General features: G+C 75.1%; 27 protein-coding genes. 15 read left to right on the forward strand and 12 right to left on the reverse strand.

Going from position 1 to position 21570, the window contains the following annotated elements:
- Window positions 1-8 precede the first annotated feature (8 nt).
- The 4 genes from AB0G14_RS05490 to AB0G14_RS05505 all read right to left on the reverse strand — a co-directional run bounded on the left by AB0G14_RS05490 (window position 9) and on the right by AB0G14_RS05505 (window position 2914).
- A complete protein-coding gene (locus AB0G14_RS05490; protein ID WP_357694032.1) occupies window positions 9-404 on the reverse strand; it encodes a hypothetical protein in 396 nt (131 codons plus the stop codon).
- A gap of 278 nt (window positions 405-682) precedes the next feature.
- A complete protein-coding gene (locus tag AB0G14_RS05495; RefSeq protein WP_350701476.1) occupies window positions 683-1090 on the reverse strand; it encodes a CoA-binding protein in 408 nt (135 codons plus the stop codon).
- A gap of 22 nt (window positions 1091-1112) precedes the next feature.
- Window positions 1113-1841, reverse strand: a complete 729-nt coding sequence (locus AB0G14_RS05500; RefSeq protein WP_357694034.1) for a hypothetical protein — start codon at window positions 1839-1841, stop codon at window positions 1113-1115.
- A gap of 23 nt (window positions 1842-1864) precedes the next feature.
- On the reverse strand, window positions 1865-2914 hold the full coding sequence (locus AB0G14_RS05505; RefSeq protein WP_357694242.1) for an Rv2578c family radical SAM protein: 1050 nt from the start codon (window positions 2912-2914) through the stop codon (window positions 1865-1867).
- 101 nt (window positions 2915-3015) lie between these two features.
- On the opposite strand from AB0G14_RS05505, the gene AB0G14_RS05510 reads away from it, so the two are divergent.
- On the forward strand, window positions 3016-3435 hold the full coding sequence (locus AB0G14_RS05510) for a DUF393 domain-containing protein (RefSeq protein WP_357694036.1): 420 nt from the start codon (window positions 3016-3018) through the stop codon (window positions 3433-3435).
- On the opposite strand, the gene AB0G14_RS05515 is transcribed toward AB0G14_RS05510, so the two are convergent.
- The 3 genes from AB0G14_RS05515 to trxA all read right to left on the reverse strand — a co-directional run bounded on the left by AB0G14_RS05515 (window position 3399) and on the right by trxA (window position 5251).
- Window positions 3399-4316 carry an HTTM domain-containing protein gene (locus AB0G14_RS05515; RefSeq protein WP_357694039.1) on the reverse strand — a complete coding sequence of 306 codons (918 nt, stop codon included), beginning with the start codon at window positions 4314-4316 and terminating at the stop codon, window positions 3399-3401. The genes AB0G14_RS05510 and AB0G14_RS05515 overlap by 37 nt on opposite strands.
- Window positions 4313-4753: a hypothetical protein gene (locus AB0G14_RS05520; protein WP_350701469.1), complete on the reverse strand. Its 441-nt coding sequence runs from the start codon at window positions 4751-4753 to the stop codon at window positions 4313-4315. The genes AB0G14_RS05515 and AB0G14_RS05520 overlap by 4 nt, the downstream gene beginning before the upstream one ends.
- 135 nt (window positions 4754-4888) lie before the next feature.
- Entirely contained in the window at window positions 4889-5251 is a 363-nt protein-coding gene (gene trxA, locus AB0G14_RS05525; RefSeq protein WP_357694042.1) for a thioredoxin, read from the reverse strand.
- Window positions 5252-5798: 547 nt separating this feature from the next.
- Here trxA and AB0G14_RS05530 point away from each other — a divergent pair.
- The 11 genes from AB0G14_RS05530 (at window position 5799) to AB0G14_RS05580 (ending at window position 14623) form a co-directional block, all read left to right on the forward strand.
- The gene (locus AB0G14_RS05530) at window positions 5799-6314 is read left to right on the forward strand and encodes a MaoC family dehydratase (RefSeq protein ID WP_091098336.1); all 516 of its coding nucleotides are present in this window, start codon (window positions 5799-5801) and stop codon (window positions 6312-6314) included.
- 61 nt (window positions 6315-6375) lie between these two features.
- A complete protein-coding gene (locus tag AB0G14_RS05535) occupies window positions 6376-6900 on the forward strand; it encodes a hypothetical protein (protein ID WP_357694046.1) in 525 nt (174 codons plus the stop codon).
- Between the two features lie 275 nt (window positions 6901-7175).
- Window positions 7176-7799 carry an RNA methyltransferase gene (locus AB0G14_RS05540; protein WP_357694048.1) on the forward strand — a complete coding sequence of 208 codons (624 nt, stop codon included), beginning with the start codon at window positions 7176-7178 and terminating at the stop codon, window positions 7797-7799.
- Between the two features lie 95 nt (window positions 7800-7894).
- Complete coding sequence (locus AB0G14_RS05545; RefSeq protein ID WP_357694050.1) at window positions 7895-8581, forward strand: TFIIB-type zinc ribbon-containing protein; 687 nt, start codon at window positions 7895-7897, stop codon at window positions 8579-8581.
- Between the two features lie 133 nt (window positions 8582-8714).
- The gene (locus AB0G14_RS05550; RefSeq protein WP_007455302.1) at window positions 8715-8873 is read left to right on the forward strand and encodes a hypothetical protein; all 159 of its coding nucleotides are present in this window, start codon (window positions 8715-8717) and stop codon (window positions 8871-8873) included.
- Window positions 8874-8879: 6 nt separating this feature from the next.
- Window positions 8880-9755 (forward strand): PH domain-containing protein, encoded by an 876-nt coding sequence (locus tag AB0G14_RS05555; protein ID WP_350678039.1) that lies wholly within the window; start codon window positions 8880-8882, stop codon window positions 9753-9755.
- A gap of 102 nt (window positions 9756-9857) precedes the next feature.
- Complete coding sequence (locus tag AB0G14_RS05560; RefSeq protein WP_357694053.1) at window positions 9858-10793, forward strand: SigE family RNA polymerase sigma factor; 936 nt, start codon at window positions 9858-9860, stop codon at window positions 10791-10793.
- 56 nt (window positions 10794-10849) lie between these two features.
- Window positions 10850-12076 carry a hypothetical protein gene (locus AB0G14_RS05565; RefSeq protein ID WP_357694056.1) on the forward strand — a complete coding sequence of 409 codons (1227 nt, stop codon included), beginning with the start codon at window positions 10850-10852 and terminating at the stop codon, window positions 12074-12076.
- Between the two features lie 47 nt (window positions 12077-12123).
- Window positions 12124-12990, forward strand: coding sequence for a PHP domain-containing protein (locus AB0G14_RS05570; RefSeq protein ID WP_357694058.1), 867 nt, complete (start codon window positions 12124-12126; stop codon window positions 12988-12990).
- 40 nt (window positions 12991-13030) lie between these two features.
- Window positions 13031-13645 carry a MarC family protein gene (locus tag AB0G14_RS05575; RefSeq protein WP_357457187.1) on the forward strand — a complete coding sequence of 205 codons (615 nt, stop codon included), beginning with the start codon at window positions 13031-13033 and terminating at the stop codon, window positions 13643-13645.
- Between the two features lie 42 nt (window positions 13646-13687).
- Window positions 13688-14623, forward strand: a complete 936-nt coding sequence (locus AB0G14_RS05580; protein WP_357694060.1) for a PD-(D/E)XK nuclease family protein — start codon at window positions 13688-13690, stop codon at window positions 14621-14623.
- Window positions 14624-14628: 5 nt separating this feature from the next.
- Here the strand turns inward: AB0G14_RS05580 and AB0G14_RS05585 are convergent, their stop codons facing one another.
- The gene (locus AB0G14_RS05585; protein WP_357694062.1) at window positions 14629-15486 is read right to left on the reverse strand and encodes an oxygenase MpaB family protein; all 858 of its coding nucleotides are present in this window, start codon (window positions 15484-15486) and stop codon (window positions 14629-14631) included.
- 165 nt (window positions 15487-15651) lie between these two features.
- Complete coding sequence (locus AB0G14_RS05590; RefSeq protein WP_350701451.1) at window positions 15652-16080, reverse strand: Fur family transcriptional regulator; 429 nt, start codon at window positions 16078-16080, stop codon at window positions 15652-15654.
- Between the two features lie 192 nt (window positions 16081-16272).
- Here AB0G14_RS05590 and AB0G14_RS05595 point away from each other — a divergent pair, with 192 nt between their 5' ends.
- The gene (locus AB0G14_RS05595) at window positions 16273-16755 is read left to right on the forward strand and encodes a DUF2231 domain-containing protein (RefSeq protein WP_357694066.1); all 483 of its coding nucleotides are present in this window, start codon (window positions 16273-16275) and stop codon (window positions 16753-16755) included.
- A gap of 109 nt (window positions 16756-16864) precedes the next feature.
- On the opposite strand, the gene AB0G14_RS05600 is transcribed toward AB0G14_RS05595, so the two are convergent.
- Complete coding sequence (locus AB0G14_RS05600; RefSeq protein ID WP_357694068.1) at window positions 16865-17191, reverse strand: hypothetical protein; 327 nt, start codon at window positions 17189-17191, stop codon at window positions 16865-16867.
- A 209-nt stretch (window positions 17192-17400) separates the two neighbouring features.
- Between AB0G14_RS05600 and AB0G14_RS05605 the strand changes: the two genes are divergently transcribed.
- Window positions 17401-17583 carry a hypothetical protein gene (locus AB0G14_RS05605; protein ID WP_350701446.1) on the forward strand — a complete coding sequence of 61 codons (183 nt, stop codon included), beginning with the start codon at window positions 17401-17403 and terminating at the stop codon, window positions 17581-17583.
- A gap of 313 nt (window positions 17584-17896) precedes the next feature.
- Here the strand turns inward: AB0G14_RS05605 and AB0G14_RS05610 are convergent, their stop codons facing one another.
- Together AB0G14_RS05610 and AB0G14_RS05615 are read right to left on the reverse strand one after the other, a co-directional pair.
- The gene (locus AB0G14_RS05610) at window positions 17897-18268 is read right to left on the reverse strand and encodes an FmdB family zinc ribbon protein (RefSeq protein WP_357694244.1); all 372 of its coding nucleotides are present in this window, start codon (window positions 18266-18268) and stop codon (window positions 17897-17899) included.
- 113 nt (window positions 18269-18381) lie between these two features.
- On the reverse strand, window positions 18382-19017 hold the full coding sequence (locus AB0G14_RS05615) for a 5-formyltetrahydrofolate cyclo-ligase (RefSeq protein ID WP_357694072.1): 636 nt from the start codon (window positions 19015-19017) through the stop codon (window positions 18382-18384).
- Between the two features lie 85 nt (window positions 19018-19102).
- Here AB0G14_RS05615 and AB0G14_RS05620 point away from each other — a divergent pair, with 85 nt between their 5' ends.
- The gene (locus tag AB0G14_RS05620; RefSeq protein ID WP_357694074.1) at window positions 19103-21565 is read left to right on the forward strand and encodes a diguanylate cyclase; all 2463 of its coding nucleotides are present in this window, start codon (window positions 19103-19105) and stop codon (window positions 21563-21565) included.
- The last annotated feature ends 5 nt before the right edge of the window (window positions 21566-21570 follow it).

Genomic DNA, 21570 nt, shown 5'->3' on the forward strand with positions numbered 1-21570 from the left:
CGCGCCGGTCACCCACCGGCCGGCTCGACGGCCGGTTCCGGTGCGGTGACCGGCCCCACCGCCAGCGCCTGCGGTCGTTCCCGGTACGCCTCGATCGCGGCCACCAGGCGCTGCTCCGGCACCGCCACGTCCCGGCCGCCGACCACCGGCGCCGGCTCCAGCGACCGCCACACCCTCGGCCGCAGCCGCACCCCGGCGAGCCGGCCGTCCCTCCGGTGCAGGCTCACCCGGTCGATGTTGGACCAGTCGTACCGCCGGCGGCCATGCCGGATCCCGCTCGCGGTCAGCGCCAACCGCCCGGTGAACCGCAGGCCGGAATAGGCGACGCCTCCGGTCGCCGCCGCCGCGACCAGGAGCACCAGCCGTACGACCCGGGCCCACTGCGGGTCGGCGGGTAGCAGCATGGTCACCACCAGCGCCGCCGCCGTCGCCCGGGCCAGGTCGGCGGCCAGGTCGACCCGGCCGGCCAGGGACCGCCGAGCGACCAGACAGTGCCGCGGCCACCGTCACCGTCACCGCTGCGGCCACCGTCGCGGCCAGCAGCCTGCGGGACCAGAGCCCGTCGTCGCGCTTCGGCAGTCGGCCGAGCCGTCGGGGAGACACGGCCGCAGGGTACGGGCCGCGGGCAACCGCCACGGCGGGCGTTCCTTGCCGTTGCGGCGCGACCCTTTCCCGAGCCGGGTCAGCTCAGTCGGGTGAGGCCGCCGGCGGCGCGTTCGACGATCAGGCAGCGGTCCTCGACGTAGTCGATGCCCGCCTCGGTGGCGATCCGCCGCGCCTCGGCCGAGACGATGCCGAGCTGCAACCAGACCGCCGGGGCGCCGATCGCCACCGCCTCGCGTACCACCTCGACCGCGTCCTGCGCCGGCCGGAACACGTCGACCAGGTCGACGGGGTGCGGGATGTCGGCCAGTGACCGGTAGACCCGCTCGCCGAACAGCTCGTCGGCGGTCGGGTTGACCGGGATGATCCGCCAGCCGTACCGCTGCATCTGCAACGGCACGCTGTGCGCGGCCTTGCGCGGGTCGCGGGAGGCGCCCACGACGGCGATCACGGCGGAGTCGGCGAGGATCTGCTGAGCGGAGCGCACCCGCCGACTCTAACCCCGCCGCTCAGCCGCCGCCCCCGAGTACGCGGCGCAGCCGGGCGTGCTCCTCGGGCGTGCCGATCGCCGCGCGGTGCTCGGGGTGGGCAACGTAGTGCGCGACGGCGGCGGCCAGCAGCTCCGGCGCGACGTCCAGCTCCCCGGTCTCGACGACCGTACGCCGGCGCGGAACGATCCCCCGGTGGCGGACCAACTCCGGGCTCCGCACCGACAGCCGGAGGAAGCCGGACTGCCGTGGCGAACCGACCGGAGCCGCCGGGTCGAGGGCCCCCCACGGGACGAAGGTGTGCCGTAGCGGGTCGCCTGCGGTGATCCCGGCCGGGGTGAACGCGAGCTTCGGGACCTGTCGCCAGAGGGCGACCGACAGCATCACGGTGAACGCGCCCGAGAGGCCCGCGAAGAACCACGACAGTACGTCCCGATCGGAGAGGGACTGGTAGGTCAGCTGGTAGGCGAGGAAGGCGAGCAGGGCGCAGCGGTAGCTCGTCCGGGTCTTGGGCGGCCCGAAGAAGGCGCGCTCCCGCTCGTCCACCCGCAGCTCGGCGTCGCCGGGTCGGCCGAAGACCCGGACCAGGCTCCAGATCAGGAGGAGCAGCGGCAGCAGCGTGAGGACGGGGGCGGAGCCGTCCGCGCGCACCGCCCATCCGGCGGCCACGCCCCACAGCAGCCCGACGGTCAGCGCGACCGTCACCGCGATCCGTTGCCGGCGCAGTGCCCGGTCGATCGTCTCCCGCACGGCGGCAGGGTATCGGCCGGCGTCTACAGCAGACTGAGCTGCTCGGCGGCCGGTGGCGTGGGTGTCGGGTCGGGCAGGCGACGGTTGTCCCCGCGCTCGCCCCGGTGCAGCCCGTGCCGGCGCGACGCGATCCGCACCCGCGCCGTCAGCTCCCGCTGGTAGGACTGCGGGGCGTACGCGCCGGAGTGGTAGAGCTCGCGGTAGCGGGGGACCAGGTGGGGGAACTCGCGGCCGAGCCAGCGTGCGTACCACTCCCGGGCCCCGGGGCGCAGGTGCAGCGCCAACGGGGTCACGCTGGTCGCCCCGGCCGCCGCGATCGCCGCCACCGTGGCGTCGATCGAGGCGTCGTCGTCGCTGAGCCCGGGCAGGATCGGCGCCATCAGCACCCCGACGTCGAAGCCGGCGTCGGTCAGTGCCCGCACCGCGTCCAGCCGCCGCCGCGGGCTGGGCGTGCCCGGCTCGACCGCGCGCCAGAGCCGCTCGTCGACGAAGCCCACCGAGAAGGAGACGCCGACCCGGGTCACCTCGGCGGCCTGGCGCAGCAGCGGCAGGTCCCGCAGGATCAGCGTGCCCTTGGTGAGGATCGAGAACGGGTTGGCGAAGTCGCGCAGCGCCGCGATGATCTGCGGCATGAGATGGTAGCGACCCTCGGCCCGTTGGTAGCAGTCCACGTTCGTGCCCATCGCGACGTGCGCGCCCCGCCAGCGCGGCGCGGCCAGCTCCCGCCGGACCAGCTCACCCGCGTTGACCTTGACGATCACCTTCTGGTCGAAGTCCGCGCCGGCATCGAGGTCGAGGTAGGTGTGAGAATTTCTCGCGAAACAGTAGCGGCATGCATGGGAGCAGCCACGGTACGGGTTGATCGTCCACTCGAAGGGGACGCGGGACGCGCCGGGCACCTTGTTGATGATCGACTTGGCCCGGATCTCGTAGAACGTCATGCCGGCGAAGCCCGGGGTGTCGAAGGTGCGGGCGATCGCGCCGGGCAGCGCCAGCGGCAGGGGTGGCGTCGCTGGCGCTGCCCGATCGGGGACCCCCTCGTCCGGGGGAGCGGAGAGGTTGTCCCAGCGCATGGCCTTCATTCGAACGCGCGTACGAGCGGAGCGCAAGCGACCCGCCGTGTTCCCGCCCACCTCGGCGTTCGGTCCGTGGCCGGCGGGTGGAGGATGGAGGCATGGAGAGGTCGACGTTCGTCTACGACGGGGACTGCGCGTTCTGCACCCGGTGCGCCGAGTTCATCGACCGGCGGATCCCCACGGGTGTGCACGTGGTGCCGTGGCAGTTCGCCGACCTCGACGCGCTCGGCCTGACCGAGGCGGAGTGCGAGGAGGCGGTGCAGTGGGTCGGGGCGGACGGCTCCCGCGCGGCCGGCCCCGACGCGATCGCGAAGCTGCTCCGCGACAGCGGCCCGCTCTGGCGGGTGGCCGGCACCGGCCTCCGGTTCCCGCCGGTACGCGCCGCCGCCTGGCCCGCGTACCGCTGGGTCGCCCGCAACCGGCACCGGCTCCCGGGCGGAACGGCCGCCTGCGCGCTGCCCCAGGAGGCGCGGGAGCGCCTCTACGGCCCGTCCGGTCGGCCGGCGGCGGACGCCTGACCGGCGAGTGACGGCGCGGGGCCGCCCGCGTCGACGGGCCGTCCGCCGTCCCCCTCCCGGCGGGTGAGCAGCCGGCGCGCCCAGACGACCGGCCGGACCCGTTCCAGCGGCAGGAAGCTGGTCATCGCGGCCAGGTGCGGGGCGAACGAGATGGTGATGGTCGCGACGGTGACCAGGTGGAACGAGTAGAAGAAGCCCACCGTCGCCAGCCGCCAGCGTTCCCGCAGCAGGAAGACCACCGGGCTGAGCAGCTCGAACGCGACGATGCCGAACTGCGCCACGATCAGCAGGTACGGCACCGAGGCGATCAGGTCGGCCAGTTCGGTGCCGCGCCGCAGGATCGCCCGGGCCAGCACCGAGCCGGTCAGCCAGTCCAGCCCGCCGAAGCGCAGCTTGGCCCAGGCGGCGAGGAAGTACGTGCAGATGACGGCGATCTGGGTGACCCGCAGGGCCCAGCCGCCGGCCTCGGTGCGGGTGGCGTCGCCGTGCCGGGCCCGACCGGCGGTGGGCAGCACGGCCAGCGCGACGAGCAGGCCGAACCGGTCGTGGTCGACCTTGCCGTAGCTCATCGCGACGATCATCCACTCGAAGTAGAGCGCGAAGACGGCCCAGCCGAGCAGCCGGGGCGCCCGGCCGGTCGCGGCGAGCAGGGCGAGCAACAGCAGGGCCCAGAAGATCACGGCGACCAGCGCCGGGTTGGGCGTGGGCAGCGGCAGCACCCGCCCGATGAGCAGCGGCTGGTAGAGCTCCCCGGGCACGGCGACCCGGGTGCGGATCCACGGGGTGAACACGACCAGGTCGGCGGCGACGAAGAGGTAGATCAGCGTCCGGAAGGCGGCCACCCGGCCGCGGGGCACCGGCTCGGTCAACCAGCGGCTCATCGATCCGCCTTCCAGGAGACCACCGTCTCGTCGGTCCAGCGGCCGGTGGGCCGGCCGTCGCGGATGCCGTGCCAGCGGATCACGATGCGGACCTCCACCAGCTCGGCCGCGTCGGGGTGGCGTTCGGCGTACGCGTCGGCGACCTCGGTGAGCAGTTCGGGGTCGGCGGCGTAGCGGTCCTGCTGGCCCTCGATCTCGGCCCGGCGGATGCCGGTCGCGCGCTCGCCCAGGTCGACGACCGCGCCGGTGCTGTCGACGCCCTCGACCCGGGTGTCCGGGGCGGGGGAGTTCGGCGGGTTGGAGGTCGAGTACATCCGGAACGGGCCGAACGGGAAGTGGTCGTCGGTGCCCCAGACGGTGCCGGCGAGCAGGACGGCCAGGCCGAGGGCGGTGGCGGCGAGCCGGATCGCGCGTCCACGGCTGGTCAAGGTCTCCATCGGGTCGTGACGATACGGGATGTACCGCCCGCTCCGGGTCCCTCCGACGGCCACTTGTCGCCGCCGGGCGGACGGGGTCGCGGACACGACGACGGCCGGGCCCGTGGGGGTCCGGCCGTCGTGGAGCGGGTCGGCTCAGTGCTGGTGACCGGCCAGCTTCTGCCGGACGTCGTTCATGTCGAGCGCCTGGACCTGCTCGATCAGGTTCTCCAGGGCGGACTCGGGGAGGGCGCCCGGCTGGGCGAAGACGATGACGCCGTCGCGGATCGCCATGATGGTCGGGATGGAGCGGATGTCGAACTTGGCACCCAGTTCCTGCTGCGCCTCGGTGTCGACCTTGCCGAAGACGATGTCGGGGTGCTTCTCCGAGGAACGCTCGTAGACCGGGGCGAACCGCTTGCACGGGCCGCACCACTCGGCCCAGAAGTCGACGAGCACGATGCCGTCGCTGCCGGCCACCTCGTCGAAGTTTGCCGTGGTCAGCTCTACGGTTGCCATGAAAGTCTCCGATCGGCGCGGAATAGCTACGTCTGGTGGAACCAGGGCGTACCGCGTGGAATTCCCGACAGTTGCGCGCCGAAACGCGCGCTCACCGCCCGTGCGGGTGGTCCCGCTCCCATCGACGGAGTTGGCTTTGCCGGGGGTGCTGATCGCAAGTGCACGACGCATTTGCGTGACCAGCGGTGATGGGAGCGCTTCCAGTAAGATCGACTCAACGGGTCGGCGCAATTCAGCAATCTGGCGGTTGACAAGCGGCTACCCGATGTGCGGAGATCGCCGAAGACTCCCGATGCGATGACGCAGAGTAGTGTTACAAAAAGATAAATGTGACCTCGGTCTCTGTTCGGTCCTCGTTGTCGTACGGCAGAATCTTCCGCATCAGAGCGTGGGCGGCGGGTGCCGGGGAGGGCCCCGCCGCTCATTGCGTCTCCCCTCGGTAGCGCCGGTGTGACATTTCCGCACGGCCCGCGCCCCACCCGTCGCCTTAACACTCCATAAGGCATGCTGTGCCGAACTCCATCGCCGCCCGTCGAAGGGGACAAGGATGCAGTTCGGCCGCTACTACGAGGAGTTCGAGGTCGGCGCGGTCTACCGGCACTGGCCCGGCAAGACGGTCACCGAGTACGACGACCACCTCTTCTGCCTGCTCACCATGAACCACCACCCGCTGCACATGGACGCGCACTACGCCGAGTCCGCGAGCCAGTTCAAGCGCAACGTGGTGGTCGGCAACTACATCTACTCCCTGCTGCTGGGCATGTCGGTGCCCGACGTCAGCGGCAAGGCCATCGCGAACCTCGAGGTCGAGTCGCTGCGGCACGTGGCGCCGACCTTCCACGGCGACACGATCTACGGCGAGACCACGGTGCTGGACAAGCGCGAGTCGTCATCCAAGCCCGACCGGGGCGTGGTCTCGGTGGAGACCCGGGGTTACAACCAGGACGGCACCATGGTCTGCGTCTTCCGCCGCCGGGTGATGGTCCCCAAGAAGGAGTACGCGGCCACGACCGTGCCCGAGGGCGTGGACCCGGAGCGGCCGAGCTTCCCCGAGCCGCGCTGACGTCGACGGCCCCTTCCCGCCGGGTTCGTGTGGAAGGGGCCCTTTTCCCCTTCCGGGGCATATGCTGGCGCCGGAGGTCCCCATGAGCCACTCCGTCGCCGGAGAGCCGCCCTCTGCCGGCCGCCGTGCCGCACCGCTGACCACCGCCGTCTACTCCGCCGCCGAGTGGGATCTGCTGACCAGCCTGCCCGGTCGGGTGATCGTGGCCGCCGCCGCGCCCGGCCCCGGCCGGCCCCGCCGGGGGGTCTCCGCCGGGCTCGCCGGCCTGGACGCGGTCGCGGCGGGTCGGGCCTTCGACAGCGATCTCGTCCGCGCGGTGGTCGCCGCCATCTACGCCCGCCACGACGGGGCCTCCCCGTCGGTCGACCGGCTCGCCGACCTGGTGGACCTGCTGGCCGCCTGCCGCGCGGCGACCCGGGTGCTGCGGCGGGCCGACCCCGCCGACTCGGCGGCGTACCGGCAGTGGGTGCAGTCCGTGGCGGCCCGGGTCTGCCGGGCGGCGACGCCCGGGGCCGAGGCGCTGCCGCCGGCACCCGCCGACCGCCGCTTCCTCGACCGGCTCGGCGGCGCGCTGGGGCTGGGCTGAGCCGCCGCCGGCACCCGCCGACCGCCGCTTCCTCGACCGGCTCGGCGGCGCGCTGGGGCTGGGCTGAGCCGCCGCCGGTCGACCCCGTCGGCGCCCCGGGCCCGGCGACCCGCCGAGCCGGCCGCTGTCGGCCGCCCCGCGCCCGGTGGCCCGCCGATCCGGCCACCACCGGACGCCCCCGCGCCCGGCGACCCGCCGATCCGGCCACTACCAGACCGGGCCGCCGTCGGGGGTGCGGCCCGGGGCCGGGCACGTGGGCCGTACCCTGCGTGACCGTGACCGGAGACCAGCTCGACGTCGGCGTGGGACCGTGGCCGGGGGACCCGCCGGACGACCCGCGGTACGACCCCGAGCTGCTCGCCGAGGGCGACCGGCGCAACGTGGTCGACCGGTACCGCTACTGGCGGCGCGAGGCCGTGGTGGCCGACCTGGACCGGCGCCGGCACGACTTCCACGTGGCGATCGAGAACTGGCAGCACGACTTCAACATCGGCACGGTCGTCCGCAACGCCAACGCCTTCCTCGCCGCCGAGGTGCACATCGTCGGCCGCCGTCGGTGGAACCGGCGCGGCGCGATGGTGACCGACCGCTACCAGCACGTGCGGCATCACGAGACCATCGAGGAGTTCGTCGCCTGGGCGGTCGCGCGGGAGTTGCCGGTCGTCGGCATCGACAACCTGCCCGGGTCGCGCCCGCTGGAGACCACCACGCTGCCGCGGCGCTGCGTGCTGCTCTTCGGGCAGGAGGGACCGGGCCTGTCCGACCCGGCCCGCACCGCCTGCGACCAGCTCTTCTCCATCGCGCAGTACGGCTCCACCCGGTCGATCAACGCCGGCGTGGCCAGCGGCATCGCGATGCACGCCTGGATCCGCGCGCACGCCGGCCCGCCGCCCGCCTGAGCGGGTCGTTCCCCGCAATGGCCGGCGGCACCGAAACCGGCGCTCCGCTTGACGGGGCGGCGGCGCGGGGCGACGGTGGGAAGGTGAGTGTCGCGGTGAGTTGTCCGAGATGTGGCGGGCCCGTGCGGGCGCCGGACCTGATGCACACCGAAACGCGCTGCCTGGACTGTGGGCCGGTCCCCCCGCTGCACGTGCCCGAGCACATCGGCGCGGAGATCGTCGCCAGCGTGGTGGACCGCATCACCGCCGCCGCCGACCTGCCGCGCCGGCCGGCGACGCCGCTCTGGTGCCCGTGGCCGCTGCCGCCGGGCTGGACCATGACCGGGGTGGCGTACGCCGGGGACGACCGGACCGGCGTGCGCGCCACGGCGGTCGCCCTCGCCGGGCCCGCGCCGCTCGGCGAGGGCCCCGCAGACCTGGTCTTCGTGGCCGAGGAGCCGGGCGTCGGCCTGGGCACCCGGTTCGCCGGGATGGCCGGCCCGGACCCGGGACCGGAACTGGCCGAGGCGTTGACCGACCCCGGGCCCGGCCACCCGGAGCACGTCGGGCAGGCCAGGATCAAGGTGGCCGGCCACCCGACTCCACTGTGGCTTGTGAACTCGCCTACGGATCGAAGCGCGTACGCCGGCGAGGCTCGGGGTTTGTGGCTCCATGCGATAGCCTGGCCGGCGAGTGCGGGTCACCTGCTCGCGGAAGACGTCGTGCTGCACGACCTGACCGAGTGGACACCGCCCGAACTCGTGTACGGCGCACCGTCTCCGTATCTGCACGGGAAGGCTTGACAAGCTCCAGGGCTTGACAGGTCTCCCGGAATGACGGAGAACGGACGCAGATATTCACTGTACGACATCACACTGATACCCTGGGTGCCGCTGCGGTAATGGGACCCGGCGCCGCGCGAGAGGATGGCCCGCCATGGTCAAGAAGGTCCTCACCTGGGCCGGAATCGCATTCTTGATCTTCTTCGTCGCCTACCGGCCAAATTCCGCCGCGGACGTGTTCAAGTCCCTGGGCGGTGGCATCATGGACATCGCACAGGGCTTCGGCGACTTCTTCACCAGCCTCGTCGCCTAGCCGCCGATGGGTAACCCCTCCGGTCCACCGTTCGACCCCGACGACCCCGACCGGGAGCGCCGGGAGCGAGACACGGAGCCGATCCCCCGGCTCGGGCCCGACGACGGGCCGGGCTACGGCACCGGCCCGGGTCTCGGCGACGGCCCCTCCCTTTCGGACGACGCCGGTTTCGGCGACGGCCCGGCGTACGCCGGGGAGGGGCGGTCCGGTCGAGCCTGGATCCGTGATCCCGAGGCCGGCTACCAGCCGCCGCAGATCTCCGAGGACGAGCTGGCCGGCCTGCGGGCCGACGCCGCCGGCATGGCCCCGCGCCGGGTGCTGCCGCTGGAGGACGAGCCCAGCTCGCTGGTCGCGCGCTACCTCTTCCCCACCGAGCGCTACCGGGGCGAGTGGAAGCGGCACTGGATCCACCTCTCCACCCCGCTGCTGGTCGGCATCGCCGCGACGTTCGTGCTCGGCTACCTCTCCGGCTTCCTCGCCGGGCAGGACGTCGGCGCGCTCACCACGATCGCCGTGCTCCTCTGGTTCGCGGTGATGGGATGGGTGGCGTGGAAGGTCGCCGACTGGTGGTACGACCGCTTCATCCTGACCAACAAGCGGGTGATGGTGGTCAACGGCATCATCACCCGGCGGGTCGCGATGATGCCGCTGGTCCGGGTCACCGACATGAAGTACGAGCAGACCCCGACCGGCCGGGCGCTCAACTACGGCACGTTCGTGCTGGAGTCCGCCGGTCAGGAGCAGGCGCTCCGCGAGATCAAGAATCTGCCCAACCCGAACGAGCTCTACCTGCGCGTCGTCGAGGAGATGTACGAGCCGCAGGCGGTCGAGGCGCGGCTGGGCAAGGAGGCCGACGAGGCCAAGGCCGACGACGGGGCGTGAAACTTTTCGTCCGAACATCGGAGGAACAGCGCACCATTCGCCGTCGACCCGACCTGCCCTGCCGTGGCAACCTGCCAAGGAAACGGGGCGCGGAGGTGGCTGATGGCGAGCAGGGATCCCTTGGAGGAGGAGTTCCGCGACTTCGTCGCGGCCCGCTCCGGCGCCCTGCTGCGCACCGCGTACCTGCTCAGCGGGGACTGGGCGACCGCGGAGGACCTGCTCCAGACCGCATTGACCAAGACCTACCTGGCCTGGAAGCGGCTCGGCGGGATCGAGGCGATCGAGCCGTACGCCCGCCGGGTCATGGTCAACACCTCGACGAGCTGGTGGCGCCGGCGCTGGCACGGTGAACGCCCCACCGAGGTGCTGCCGGAGCGCGCCGCGGTCGACGAGATCGAGCATCAGCTCGACCGCGACCTGCTCTGGCGCCACCTGAGCGCGCTGCCCACCCGGCAGCGGGCGGTGCTCGTGCTGCGCTACTACGAGGACATGTCCGAGGCGCAGACCGCCGCCCTGCTCGGCATCTCCCCGGGCACCGTCAAGAGCCAGACCTCGCGTGCCCTGGGCACGCTGCGCCGCCGGATGGGCGCCGAGGCCGCCCTCGACCTGCCGAGCGGGGCCGCGCCGACCCCGCCCCGGCCCCGGCGCGCTCCCGCCGACCGGCCGGCACCCGCACCCGCACCCGCCGATGCCGGACGGCCGCCGGCGTACGGCGCGCCGAGGATGGTGGTGGGCGCGGACGCGGCGGCCGTGGTCGCGGCGACCAACGCCCCACCGCGCGTCGACGCACCGGACGTCGCGCCCGCGCCCGGGCTGCCCGCCTCCGACGCCGGGTTGCCCGGGCCGGACGCCGGGCGCACGCCGCCCGTCGGCGAGCCGGCGGCGGAGCCCGTTCCTGTGCCGTCGGCGGCGGCGCGGGCGGGCCATGGGGAAGGATCTGCCCCGGGAACCCCGGCCGGCCCGGCCGGGGCCGACCGCGACGAGGCGCGAGGCCTGCCGGTCGTACCGGCCGGCACCGGCGTCGGAGAGCGTCGGTGAGCCGTCCGGCGGGCCCTGCTGACAACCGGACCGGCGGCCCGAGGCGTCCATACGGCGTGACCGAGGACGAGCTGGAGCAGGCGGTGCGGGAGACGTTCGCCCGCCGGGTCGCCGTCGCCCACCCGCTCGCCGCCGACCCGGCGGGCCTGGCGATCCGCCGGGCCGACCGGGCCCGGCGCCGGCGCACCGTGGCCGGGCTGGCGCTGGCCGCGGTCACCACCGTGGGGATCAGCACCGGGATCGCCCAGCTGGGGCAGCAGCCCGGCCGGCCCACCCATCCCATCGTCGTGCTCGGTGACCCGTACGCCTCGCCCCTGCCGAACCTGACCCCGACGCTGCCGGTCGCCCCACCGACCGACCCGGCGCAGGGCGCGGGCCGGGGCGAGGTGGACCTGATCCTCGGTGCGGTGCTCGCCACCACGAGCGGGCAGCGGCTGACGCTGCCCGACGTGGGCCCGGCCGAGCGCGCCCAGCGGCTGCCGGACGGCGCCGGCTGGGCCGTGGTCGGCGCCCCGACGGCGGCCGGCCAGGCGCTGTGGGTGGTGCAGCCCCACGGCGCGGTGCACCTGCTCCTGGCCGGGGCGCGGGACATCGCCCTCAGCCGCGACGGGCGTCAGGTCGCCTGGCGGGAGGGTGCCGAGCTGGTCGCCGCGGGGATCGTCGGCACCCAGGTCGTCGCCGCCGCCCGCACGCCGGTGCCGGCCGGGGCGGTGCCGGTCGGCTTCGCCGGCGACGCCGTCCTGGTGCGCCTCGACGCGGGCCAGCCCGGCCACACCCTGTGGCGCCCGGCGCAGGGCCCGCTGAAGAGCGGGGGCGACCGCGCGACCCTGCGGGTCTACGGCACCCGCCCCGACGGCGTGGTGGTCGCGCAGGTGTCCGCGGGCACGCCGCGCCGGCTCTGTCTCGCCCTGCTCGACCCGACCCGAAACCTCGCGCCCGCCCGGACCGGCTGCGGGCCCACCCTCGGCGACGACGGGCGCGGCGGCGTCTCGGCCGACGGCCGGTGGCTGCTGGTCAACGGGCGGGTGGGCGGCGAGGACCGGGCGCTGCTGGTCGACCTGGACCGGCTGGGCGCCACCCGGGCGGTCCGCCCGGCCGGGCCGCCCGTGCACGGGCCGGTGGCGTGGACGCCCGAGGGGACGGCGTACTACTCCGACGCCCGCGCCGGCCTGGTGCGCGTCGACGTGAGCCGGGTGCTCGCGGGCGAGGAGTCGTCGGGCGCCCCGGTCGGCGGCCTGGGCGACGGTCAGCGCCCGATCCCGGTCGGCCGCGACGGTTCCTGACCACGCCCGCCCGCCGGGCGTCGGCGGTGGCCGGTAGCGTCGGGGCGGTGAGCGCGCGCCCGCGGATCGACCTGCACACCCACTCCACCGCCAGCGACGGCACGCTCAGCCCCGCCGAGCTGGTGCGGGCGGCGGCGGAGTCGGGGCTGGACGTTGTGGCGATCACCGACCACGACACCACCGCCGGCTGGGCGCCCGCGCTGCGAGCGCTGCCGGCCGGGCTCAGCCTCGTCCGTGGGGCGGAGATCTCCTGCCGCTGGTACGGCGAGGAGCCGCCGGTGCCGCTGCACCTGCTGGCGTACCTCTTCGATCCGGACGCCCCGGAGCTGGTCGCCGAGCTGGCCCGGGTGCGCGCCGCGCGGGAGGAGCGGGGCGAGCGGATCGTGGCGCTGCTGCGGGCCGACGGGATCGACGTGAACTGGCCGGAGATCCTGGCCGGCGCGGCGGGCGGCTCGGTGGGCCGGCCGCACATCGCCCAGGCGCTGATCCGGGCCGGCCTGGTGGCCACCACCACGGAGGCGTTCGGGCCGGACTGGCTGGGCGAGCGCTACCGGCTGCCGAAGGAGGACATCGACGTCTTCCACGCGGTCCGGCTCGTCCGCGCGGCGGGCGGCGTGCCGGTCTTCGCCCACCCCCGGGCGACGCGGCGGGGGCGGATCGTGCCGGACGCGCTGATCGCCGACCTGGCCGCGGTGGGCCTGGCGGGGCTGGAGGCCGACCACGAGGACCACTCCCCGGCCGAGCGGGCGCACGTCCGCGCCCTCGCCGGCGAGCTGGGCCTGCTGGTGACCGGCTCGTCGGACTTCCACGGCACGCACAAGACGGTCCGGCTCGGCGCGTTCACCACCGACCCGGAGGCGTACGAACGGATCATCGCCGAGGCGAGCGGGGTGACCGGGATCGCTTCCGGCTGATCCGCGTTTCAGTCTCCGGCGGCACGGCTACGTTGATCACGTGGATGCCAAGCTGTTCGGTGAGGTCTTCGTGACCCTGCTGGTGATCGTCGACCCGCCGGGCATGATGCCCATCTTCCTGGCGCTGACCGGCCCGCTCACGGCCCGGGACCGCAACCGGGCGGCCTGGCAGGCCGTCGCCCTGGCGCTCGGCGTGATCGTCATCTTCGCGGTGGCCGGCCAGACGCTGCTCGACTACCTGCACGTCGACCTGCCGGCGTTGCAGGCTGCCGGCGGGCTGCTGCTCATCCTGGTGGCGTTGGAGCTGCTGACCGGCAAGGCCGACGACCCGAGCCAGCAGGTCACCTCGAACATCGCGCTGGTGCCGCTGGGCACGCCGCTGCTGGCGGGTCCCGGCGCCATCGTCGCCACCATGCTCTTCGTCAAGGAGGCCGACGGCGGGTCGGACTACACCGCCATCGCCGCCGCGATCGTCGCGGTGATGGTCGCGGTCTGGGTGGTGCTCCGGTTCTCCGGTGGGATCGTCAAGATCCTGCGCCCGGGCGGGATCGAGGTGCTGACCCGGATCGCCGGCCTGCTGCTCGCGGCGATCGCGGTGCAGCTCATCGCGGACGCGGTGGCGGCCTTCGTGACCCAGTACGCCAACATGGCCTGACCGCCGCCCGGGTTTGTCGGGGCCGGATGGCAGGATCCAGGTGTGCGACGAGCCTCTTCAGCCGGACGGTCCTCCGCCACGGGCCGGGCGCCCCGCCCCCGCGGCGACCAGCCCGAGCAGCTCGGCTTCGAGGGCATGCCGGAACGGCTCTTCGTCTGCACCCCCAGCAAGCTCGGCGCCTACGCGGACTGCCCCCGGCGCTACCGCTACTCCTACGTCGACCGTCCGGCCCCGCCCAAGGGCCCGCCGTGGGCGCACAACTCCCTCGGCGCGAGCGTGCACACGGCCCTGAAGAACTGGTATGCCCTCAGCCCCGAGCGGCGCCGGCCCGAGGCGCTCGCCGCACTGCTCAAGGGCACCTGGGTGCGCGAGGGCTACCGCGACGAGGAGCAGGAGCGGGCGGCCTACCGGCGGGCGCTGGGCTGGCTGGAGTCCTACGTCGAGACCCTGGAGCCGGGGGTCGACCCGCTCGGCGTGGAGCGGGTGGTGGCCGTCAAGACCGGGGTGCTGGCCTTCAACGGCCGGGCCGACCGGATCGACTCCCGCCCCGGGCCCGAGGGCCCCGAGCTGGTCATCGTGGACTACAAGACGGGCCGCACCGGGCTGGACGCCGACGACGCGCGCGGCTCCCAGGCCCTGGCGCTCTACGCGTACGCCGCCGAGCGGGTGTTCCGCCGGCCGTGCCGCCGGGTGGAGCTGCACCACCTGCCCACCGGCACGGTCGCGGCGCACGAGCACACCGTCGAGTCGCTGGCCCGGCAGCTCACCCGGGCCGAGGAGACCGCACGCGACATCATGGCCGCCGAGCGGGCGGTCGCCGACGGGGACGACCCCGACGACGCCTTCCCCACCACGCCGGGTCCCCGCTGCGGCTGGTGCGACTACCGGCGCACCTGCCCGGCCGGGGCGCAGACGCCCGGCAAGGAGCCGTGGGCGGCCGTCGAGCAGCCCGCCGACCGGCTGCCCGGCCGGGACTGAACGGTTCAGGCGGGGGCGCGGGCGAGGCGGGCGGCGCGTTCCTTCGCGGCCTGCTGCAACGGCCCCTCCCGCCAGCGGCGGGGCACCGCGGCGAGGGTCAGCCGCAGCGCCCGCACCGTCAGGTCGGCCGAGAGCGCGGTGGTCGGCAGGCCCAGTCCGCCGTACAGCCGCCGGGCCCAGGCGGGCAGCAGCGCGAACGCGGTGCCGGCGATGCCGAAGTACGCCCAGCGGGCCGGCCCCAGGTTGAGCCCGATCCGGGCGGGCAGGCTGAGCTTCCACGGGATCGGCGGGGCGGTCAGGAAGATCGCCGTCTCGGCCGCCTCGCGGGTGATCCGCAGCTCCGGGCGGATCCGCCGGTAGTAGTCGGCCACCTCGGCGGCGGTGCCGGGGACCGTCTGCGGGTCGAGGCCCACCAGCGCGGCGGCGCGCCGCTGCTCGGTGTAGTAGCCGTCGATCTCGTCGGCGGTCAGCGGCAGCCCCGCCCGGCGGGCCGTGTCGAGGAACGACTCGATCTCGGTGACGTGCACCCAGCGCAGCAGGTCGGGGTCGTCGACGCGGAACTCCTCCCCGGTGGACGGGTCGGTCGCCCGCAGGCGGGCGTGCCGCCGGCGTACCCGCCGCCCGGCGGCCTCCGCCTCCGCGGTGGTGCCGTAGATGGTGGTCGCCACGTAGGTGGCGGTGCGGACCAGGCGACCCCAGGCGTCGGAGCGGTAGTCGCTGTTCTGGGCGACCCCGGCCATCGCGCGGGGATGCAGTGCCTGGAGGTAGAGCGAACGCAGGCCGGCGACGATCAGGATCGGCTCCTCGTGCACCTTCCACGTGACCGAACCCGGACCGAACAGACCGAGGTCATCGGAGTCCACCGACCAAGCGTGCCATGCCCCGCGACCCTCCGCCCCGGGCAACGGACGTCAGCCCCGCGGCAGTCCCCGTTGTCGGTGGGGACGGTCGGTTGTCGGCGGAGCGGCGGAGCCAGGGCCTGCGCGGCGGTCAGGCGTCGGTGGCGCGGCGGATCCGGCGCGGCCGGCTCAGTCGTCGGCGGAGCGGCGGGCCTGGCAGGTGGGGCAGAGGCCCCAGAAGGTCACTTCCGCCTCGTCGACCTCGAACCCGTGGGCGATGTCCGGGTCCAGGCAGGGGGCCCTGCCGACCGCGCAGTCGATGTCGGCGATCTCGCCGCAGCCCCGGCAGACCACGTGGTGGTGGTTGTCCCCGGCCCGCGCCTCGTAGCGGGCGGGGCTGCCGGCCGGCTCGATCCGGCGGGACAGCCCGGCCCGGGACAGCGCGCCGAGCACGTCGTAGACGGCCTGGGTGGAGACGGAGTCGAGGCGCTCGCGGACCCGCCGGGTGATCTCGTCCACCTCGAGGTGGCCGCCGGCGGCCAGTACGTCGAGCACGGCGAGGCGCGGCCGGGTGACCCGCAGGCCCCTCGACCGGAGCAGTTCCTCCCCGCCGGACATCCGTCAATGACAGCACGAGGTGACCGGGTCGACAACCGGCCTCCGGCAGAGGGTGGCCCCGGCCACAGCCGGCCTGCCCGTCGGGGCGGTGAACCGGACCGGTCCGGGGCGCGTGTAGCGGATCGAGTTCTGGGCGGGGCGGCCGGCGCACCGTACGCTGGCAACCCGCGACCGCGTACGCCGGAGGTGTGGATGTTCAAGGAGATCCTGGGCCTGCCGGCCCACGTGCTGGTGGTGCACGCGGTCGTCGTGCTCGCGCCGCTGCTGGCCCTGCTCTCCGCCGCGTACGTGGCGCTGCCCCGGTTCCGGCCCCGGCTGGACTGGGCGGTGGCGATCCTCGCCGTGGCGGCGCCGGTGACGGCCTTCGTCGCGGTCGAGTCCGGCGAGGAGCTGAACGACGCGTTCCTGGCCCAGGGCATGCAGGGCCCGATCGTGGACCAGATCCTCGAGCACTCGCGCTACGGCGACATCCTGTTCTGGTACGTCCTGCCGCTGGCCGTGGCGTCGCTGCTGCTGCTCGTGGTGACGAGCGGGCACCCGCGCGTGCCGAGGCTGCCGTCCTGGATCGCGCCGGTGCTGTCGGTCGCGGTGGTCGCGCTCGGCGTCGCGACCCTGATCTACGCCTACCTCACCGGCCACTCCGGCGCCGAGGCGGTCTGGGGCAACACCCTCTGACACCCGCCCCCTGGTCTCCGCGATCTTGCACTTCGGCCCGCCTTCTGTCCCCGTTCGCGCGCTTTGCCAGGACGGTAACTGCAAGATGGCGCTGGGGGAGTGGGGTGGCTCAGAAGATCAGGCGTGAGCAGAGCAGGCAGACCAGGATCACCAGCACCGCGCCGGCCAGCGCGCCGACGCCGTACGTGAGTCGCTGCGCCCGCTGTTCCGCCGTGTCGAGCCCGGCCATGTCCTGCGGGGGCAGCCGCCGGGGCGGTGGTGGTCGCAGATGCACCGGCGGTCGCCACCCAGCCGGGGGCGGGGTGGTGGCCGGCGGGCCCACGTAGCCGCCCCCGGGCGCCGGCGTCGGTGCGGCCCGGGTCCCGGACTGCTCCGGCGCGGTGTCGGGCCGTCGCCAGTACTCGTCCGGGGCGCTGCCGGAGGTGGGGGTCGTCACGCCGTCCGACGCTACCAACGCTCCGGCCCGGTGACCGGCCGGACGCGGCCGGCCCACCGGCGGGTCGACGCCGGACACCCCGGTCAGCCGTCGCCGAACAGCCTGGCGAGCCGTGGCCGGACGCCCCCGCCCAGCCGTGTCGGCGGAGCACCGGGGCGGACCTGGTTCGACGCGGTGACCCGGTCGCGGCTGCGCTAGTCTTGCCGCTCGTGAGCACCGAGTTCCCTCCGACGCCGGCGGTACGCGGCGACGACGACCGTACGGTCGACCTGAGCGACGACTTCGTGGTGCTGCCCGAGCAGACCGCCGACGACACCGATCGGGGCTGGGGCGAGCGTTCCGGCGGCAACGACGACTGGCTGCTCGCGGAGCGGCCGCCGCACTGGGACTGAACCGGCTGCCAGGCGACCCACCGACATCCGAGGCTGCTTCCGCGCGTGTGGAGAAACCCCGGCGGCCTGTGGACAACGCCCCCGGGCCTGTGGATGACGCGGGCGGCCCTGTGGACAACCGCCTGCCGGTGACCGCGCTACCACCCCGTCGCGCCCACGGGCGTCACCAGGCGATCCGAGACGCCGCCCCGGTCGACCAGGGACCCGAGACGGCGAGCCAGGAGGCGGGGGCCGTGGCCCTACGCCGGTGGCCTGCACAGCGGGATGTGCCCGGGGCGGGCGGGGCCGGCCCCGGGACGGGTGGTGGCGTGCGTCAGGAGGCGCTGGCGGTGCTGGCGGCCGGGGTCTTGCTCGCTCCGCCGCCGGAGCCGTTCGAGCTGGACGACGACGAGGGCGACGAGGACGAGGCGGCGGTCGAGCCGCTCGACGAGCCGGAGTCGCCGGCGGAGGACGAGTCGGACTTCGCCGGCTTGGCGGCGCCGCCGTTGCTGCCGGTGTCGCTGCCCGAGGTGCGGGAGTCCGTGCGGTAGAAGCCCGAGCCCTTGAACACGATGCCGACCGAGTTGAAGAGCTTGCGCAGTTGCCCCTCACACGCGGGGCACTCGGTCAGCGGCTCGTCAGAGAAGGACTGCACCGCCTCGAGCTGGTGGCCGCACGCGGTGCAGGCGTACTGGTACGTGGGCACGTTCTCCTCCGGATCTGGCACGGCCGATTGGCACTCGACGTCTTCGAGTGCCAATGGTGCGTCATCGCCCCCGGATTCGTCCAGCGGAAGTGTGGGGCGCGACACCGCCGCCCTCAGGCGCGACCCGCCGCGTCCCGGGGGGCGGCGTCAAGCGTACGCAGGCCGTCGGCGGGAGTGACCACCGCGCGCACCGGGCGGTCGTGCGGCTCGGCGGGCAGCGACCCGACCAGCTCCCCGTCGTGCAGCGGCACCACGGTCAGCGCGGTCGCGGGCACCCGGGCCAGCGCCCGGTCGTACGAGCCGCCGCCCCGGCCCAGCCGCAGCCCCCGCCGGTCCACCGCCAGCGCCGGCACCACCACCAGCTCGGCCGCCGCCACCGCGTCCCGGCCCAGTCGCGGCCCCGCCGGCTCGCGCATGCCCCGGCCGGCGGCCACCAGCGCGTCCGCCCCGGCCCAGGCCGCCCAGTCCAGGTCGAGGTCGGCACAGAGCACCGGCAGCAGCAGCTCGGCCCCCGGCGGCAGCGCCGCGTGCAGCACCGCCGGCAGGTCGGGCCCGCCCGGCTCGGAGCCGACCGGCACGTACGCCGTCATCCGGCGCGGGCGCAGCCGGCGTACGAGAGCCACCAGCTCGGCCTGGACGCGCCCGGCGGCCTCGGCCCGCGCCGGCGCGGTCAGCGCCCGGCGGGCGGCGAGCACGGCGGCGCGCACGTCCCGCTTCGCCGCTTCCGCTTCATGAGAAAAATCGGGCACGCAACACTCCTGACGCAACGTTTGTCACCTGGTTGCTCTGTGTCAGCATCGCAAGCGACGGCGGCGGAACTTCCGGGGGGACCGAGTGACGCTACGCGGGCGGTTGACCACAGCCTTCCTGGCGGTGGTGCTCGGCCCGGTCCTGCTCGGGGCGTTCTTCGTCGGTTCGACCGTGGTGGCCGTCGACCGGAGTCGTTCCACCGAGCGGCTGGCCGTCGCCGCCGCGACCGTGCGCACCTCGGTCGACGCCCTCTGCCAGCAGCTGCGGGCCGCCGCCGACGCGGTGGCCCTGACCGGCGACCGGCCCGGCGCCGCGGGCCAGGTGGTCAGCCGCGGCCTGGCGGCCGCCGTGCGGGTCACCGACGTGGCCGGCCGGGTCACCTACGCCTCGCCGGGCGGGCCGCCGGAGCCCTGGCGGGACTGCTCCACCGCCGCGCCGGCCGCCGGCCCGGTGCGGGCGCTCGCCGTCCGGGTCGACCTGCGCGACCGGTCCGGCGGGCCGTTGGGCACGGTCGCCGCGGCGCATCCGGTCGACCCGGCCTTCGTGGCGCGGCTCGCGGCCGTGACCGGCGTGGCGGTCACCCTGCTCGACGACGCCGAGGCGCCCGTCCGGCTCGCCCACACCACCGAGTCGACCGGGGTACGCGACGCCGTGCTCGCCGCCGCCGGCACGGTCGACGGCGAGCGGGTCACCGAGACCGCCGACGGCCGGTACGTCCGCCGGGTCGGCCCGTCCGCCGGGCAGCCCCTGCCGCTCGTGCTCTCGGTCCCCAGCGACCAGCCGCCCGGCCTGTACGCCGCCCTGGTCGCGGCGGTGCTCGTGGCGGCCCTGCTGGCCGTGGTGGCCGCCGGGCGGCTGGCCCGGGTGACCACCCGGCCGCTGGTGGAGCTGGCGGGCGCGGTGGACCGGGTGGCCCTCGGCGACCTGACCGCCCGGGTGCCGGTGCGCAGCCGCGACGAGATCGGCCGGCTGGCCGGCGCGTTCAACCGGATGACCCGGGAGACCGGCACCTACGTGGCGGCGCTGACCAGCAGCCGCGACCAGTTGCGCGGGCACCTCGCGGTGCTGGGGGACACCCTGGCCAGCACGCACGACCTGCAACGCATCCTGCGGGTGATCCTGCACAGCGCGATCGCGGCGACCGGCGCCCGGGCCGGCGCGGTGCTCCTGGTCGACGACGGCGGGGTGCTCGTGGCGCAGTGCGCGGAGGGGCTGGACGGGCGCTGCCCGCCCGAGGAGCGGGCCGGGCCGCTGCGGGTGCCGCTGGGCAGCGGCGTGCTCGGGGCCGTCGCGGCGACCGGCGAGCCGCAGCGCGGCCGGGCGGAACCCTCCGCCGTGCCGCCGGGCGAGCCGCGCTGCCGGACGTACGTCGCGGTGCCGTTCGCGGCCCCGGGCGCTACGGGCGCGGTCGACGCCGCCGCCCGCGCGGACGCCCCACCCGCCCGGCCCGGGTCGTCGGAGCCGGCGTCCCCGGCCCGGGCGCTCGGTGTGCTGGCCCTCTACGACCGGCTCGGCGCGGACGAGTTCGACGACGACGACCTGGTGACCCTGCGGACCTTCGCCGGCCACGCCGCCGTGGCGGTGGACAACGTGCGGGTGCACGAGGAGGCGCAGCGGCTCTCGCTGACCGACCCGCTGACCGGGCTCTGGAACTACCGCTACCTGCGGGAGTCGATCCGCCGGGAGGTCGAGCGGGCGAACCGGTTCGGCCGGATGCTCAGCGTCCTCGCCCTCGACCTGGACCGGTTCAAGGACGTCAACGACACGCACGGGCACGCGGCCGGCGACGCCGTGCTGGCGGAGTTCGCCCGCCGGGTGCGGGGCGAGATCCGCGAGGTCGACCTGGCCTTCCGGCAGGGCGGCGAGGAGTTCGTGGTGCTGCTGCCGGAGACCGACGCCCGGGGGGCGGCGATCGTCGCGGAGCGGCTCGGCGCGGCGATCCGGGAGGCCCCGATCACGGCCGACGGGCACGGCGGGGGCGCGCCCGTGGCCATCGCGGTGACCGTCTCCATCGGCATCGCCGTCTATCCCGGCCACGCCAGCACGGGCCAGGAGGTGCTGGACGCTGCCGACGACGCGCTCTACGCCGCCAAGGCGGCCGGCCGGGACACCTGGCGGATCGCCGACGACCGGGCCGACGACGAACGGGCGGACCCGGGCCGGGCGGACGACGAGCGGGCGGGCGCCGCTCGGGCCGGCGAGGAGCGGGCGGGCGGCGGCCGGGCCGGCGAGGAGCCGGTCGCCCACGGCCGGGCCGGCGAGGAGCCGGTCGCCCACGGCCGGGCCGATCCGCCGGCCCGGGAGATCCCCGTCCCGGCGGGCGCGGTCAGCCCCGAGGACGGGCTGCCGCGCGCCGGCGCCCCGCGCCAGCCGGCCCGGACCCGCCCCGAACCGGCCGATCCGGTCGACGCCGGGCCGCGCGGCGCGCCGGCCGGACCCGGGGCCGAGCCCCGGACCGCGCCGGCCGGACCCGGTCCCGCGCGGCCCGGCACGAGCGGCGGCGCGTCTTCCGGTCCTCACCCTCCACGGCAGAGCCGTGGCCGATAGTCTCG

It is taken from the genome of Micromonospora sp. NPDC023814, from assembly GCF_040639595.1.
In the GTDB taxonomy this organism is placed as follows: Bacteria; Actinomycetota; Actinomycetes; order Mycobacteriales; family Micromonosporaceae; genus Micromonospora.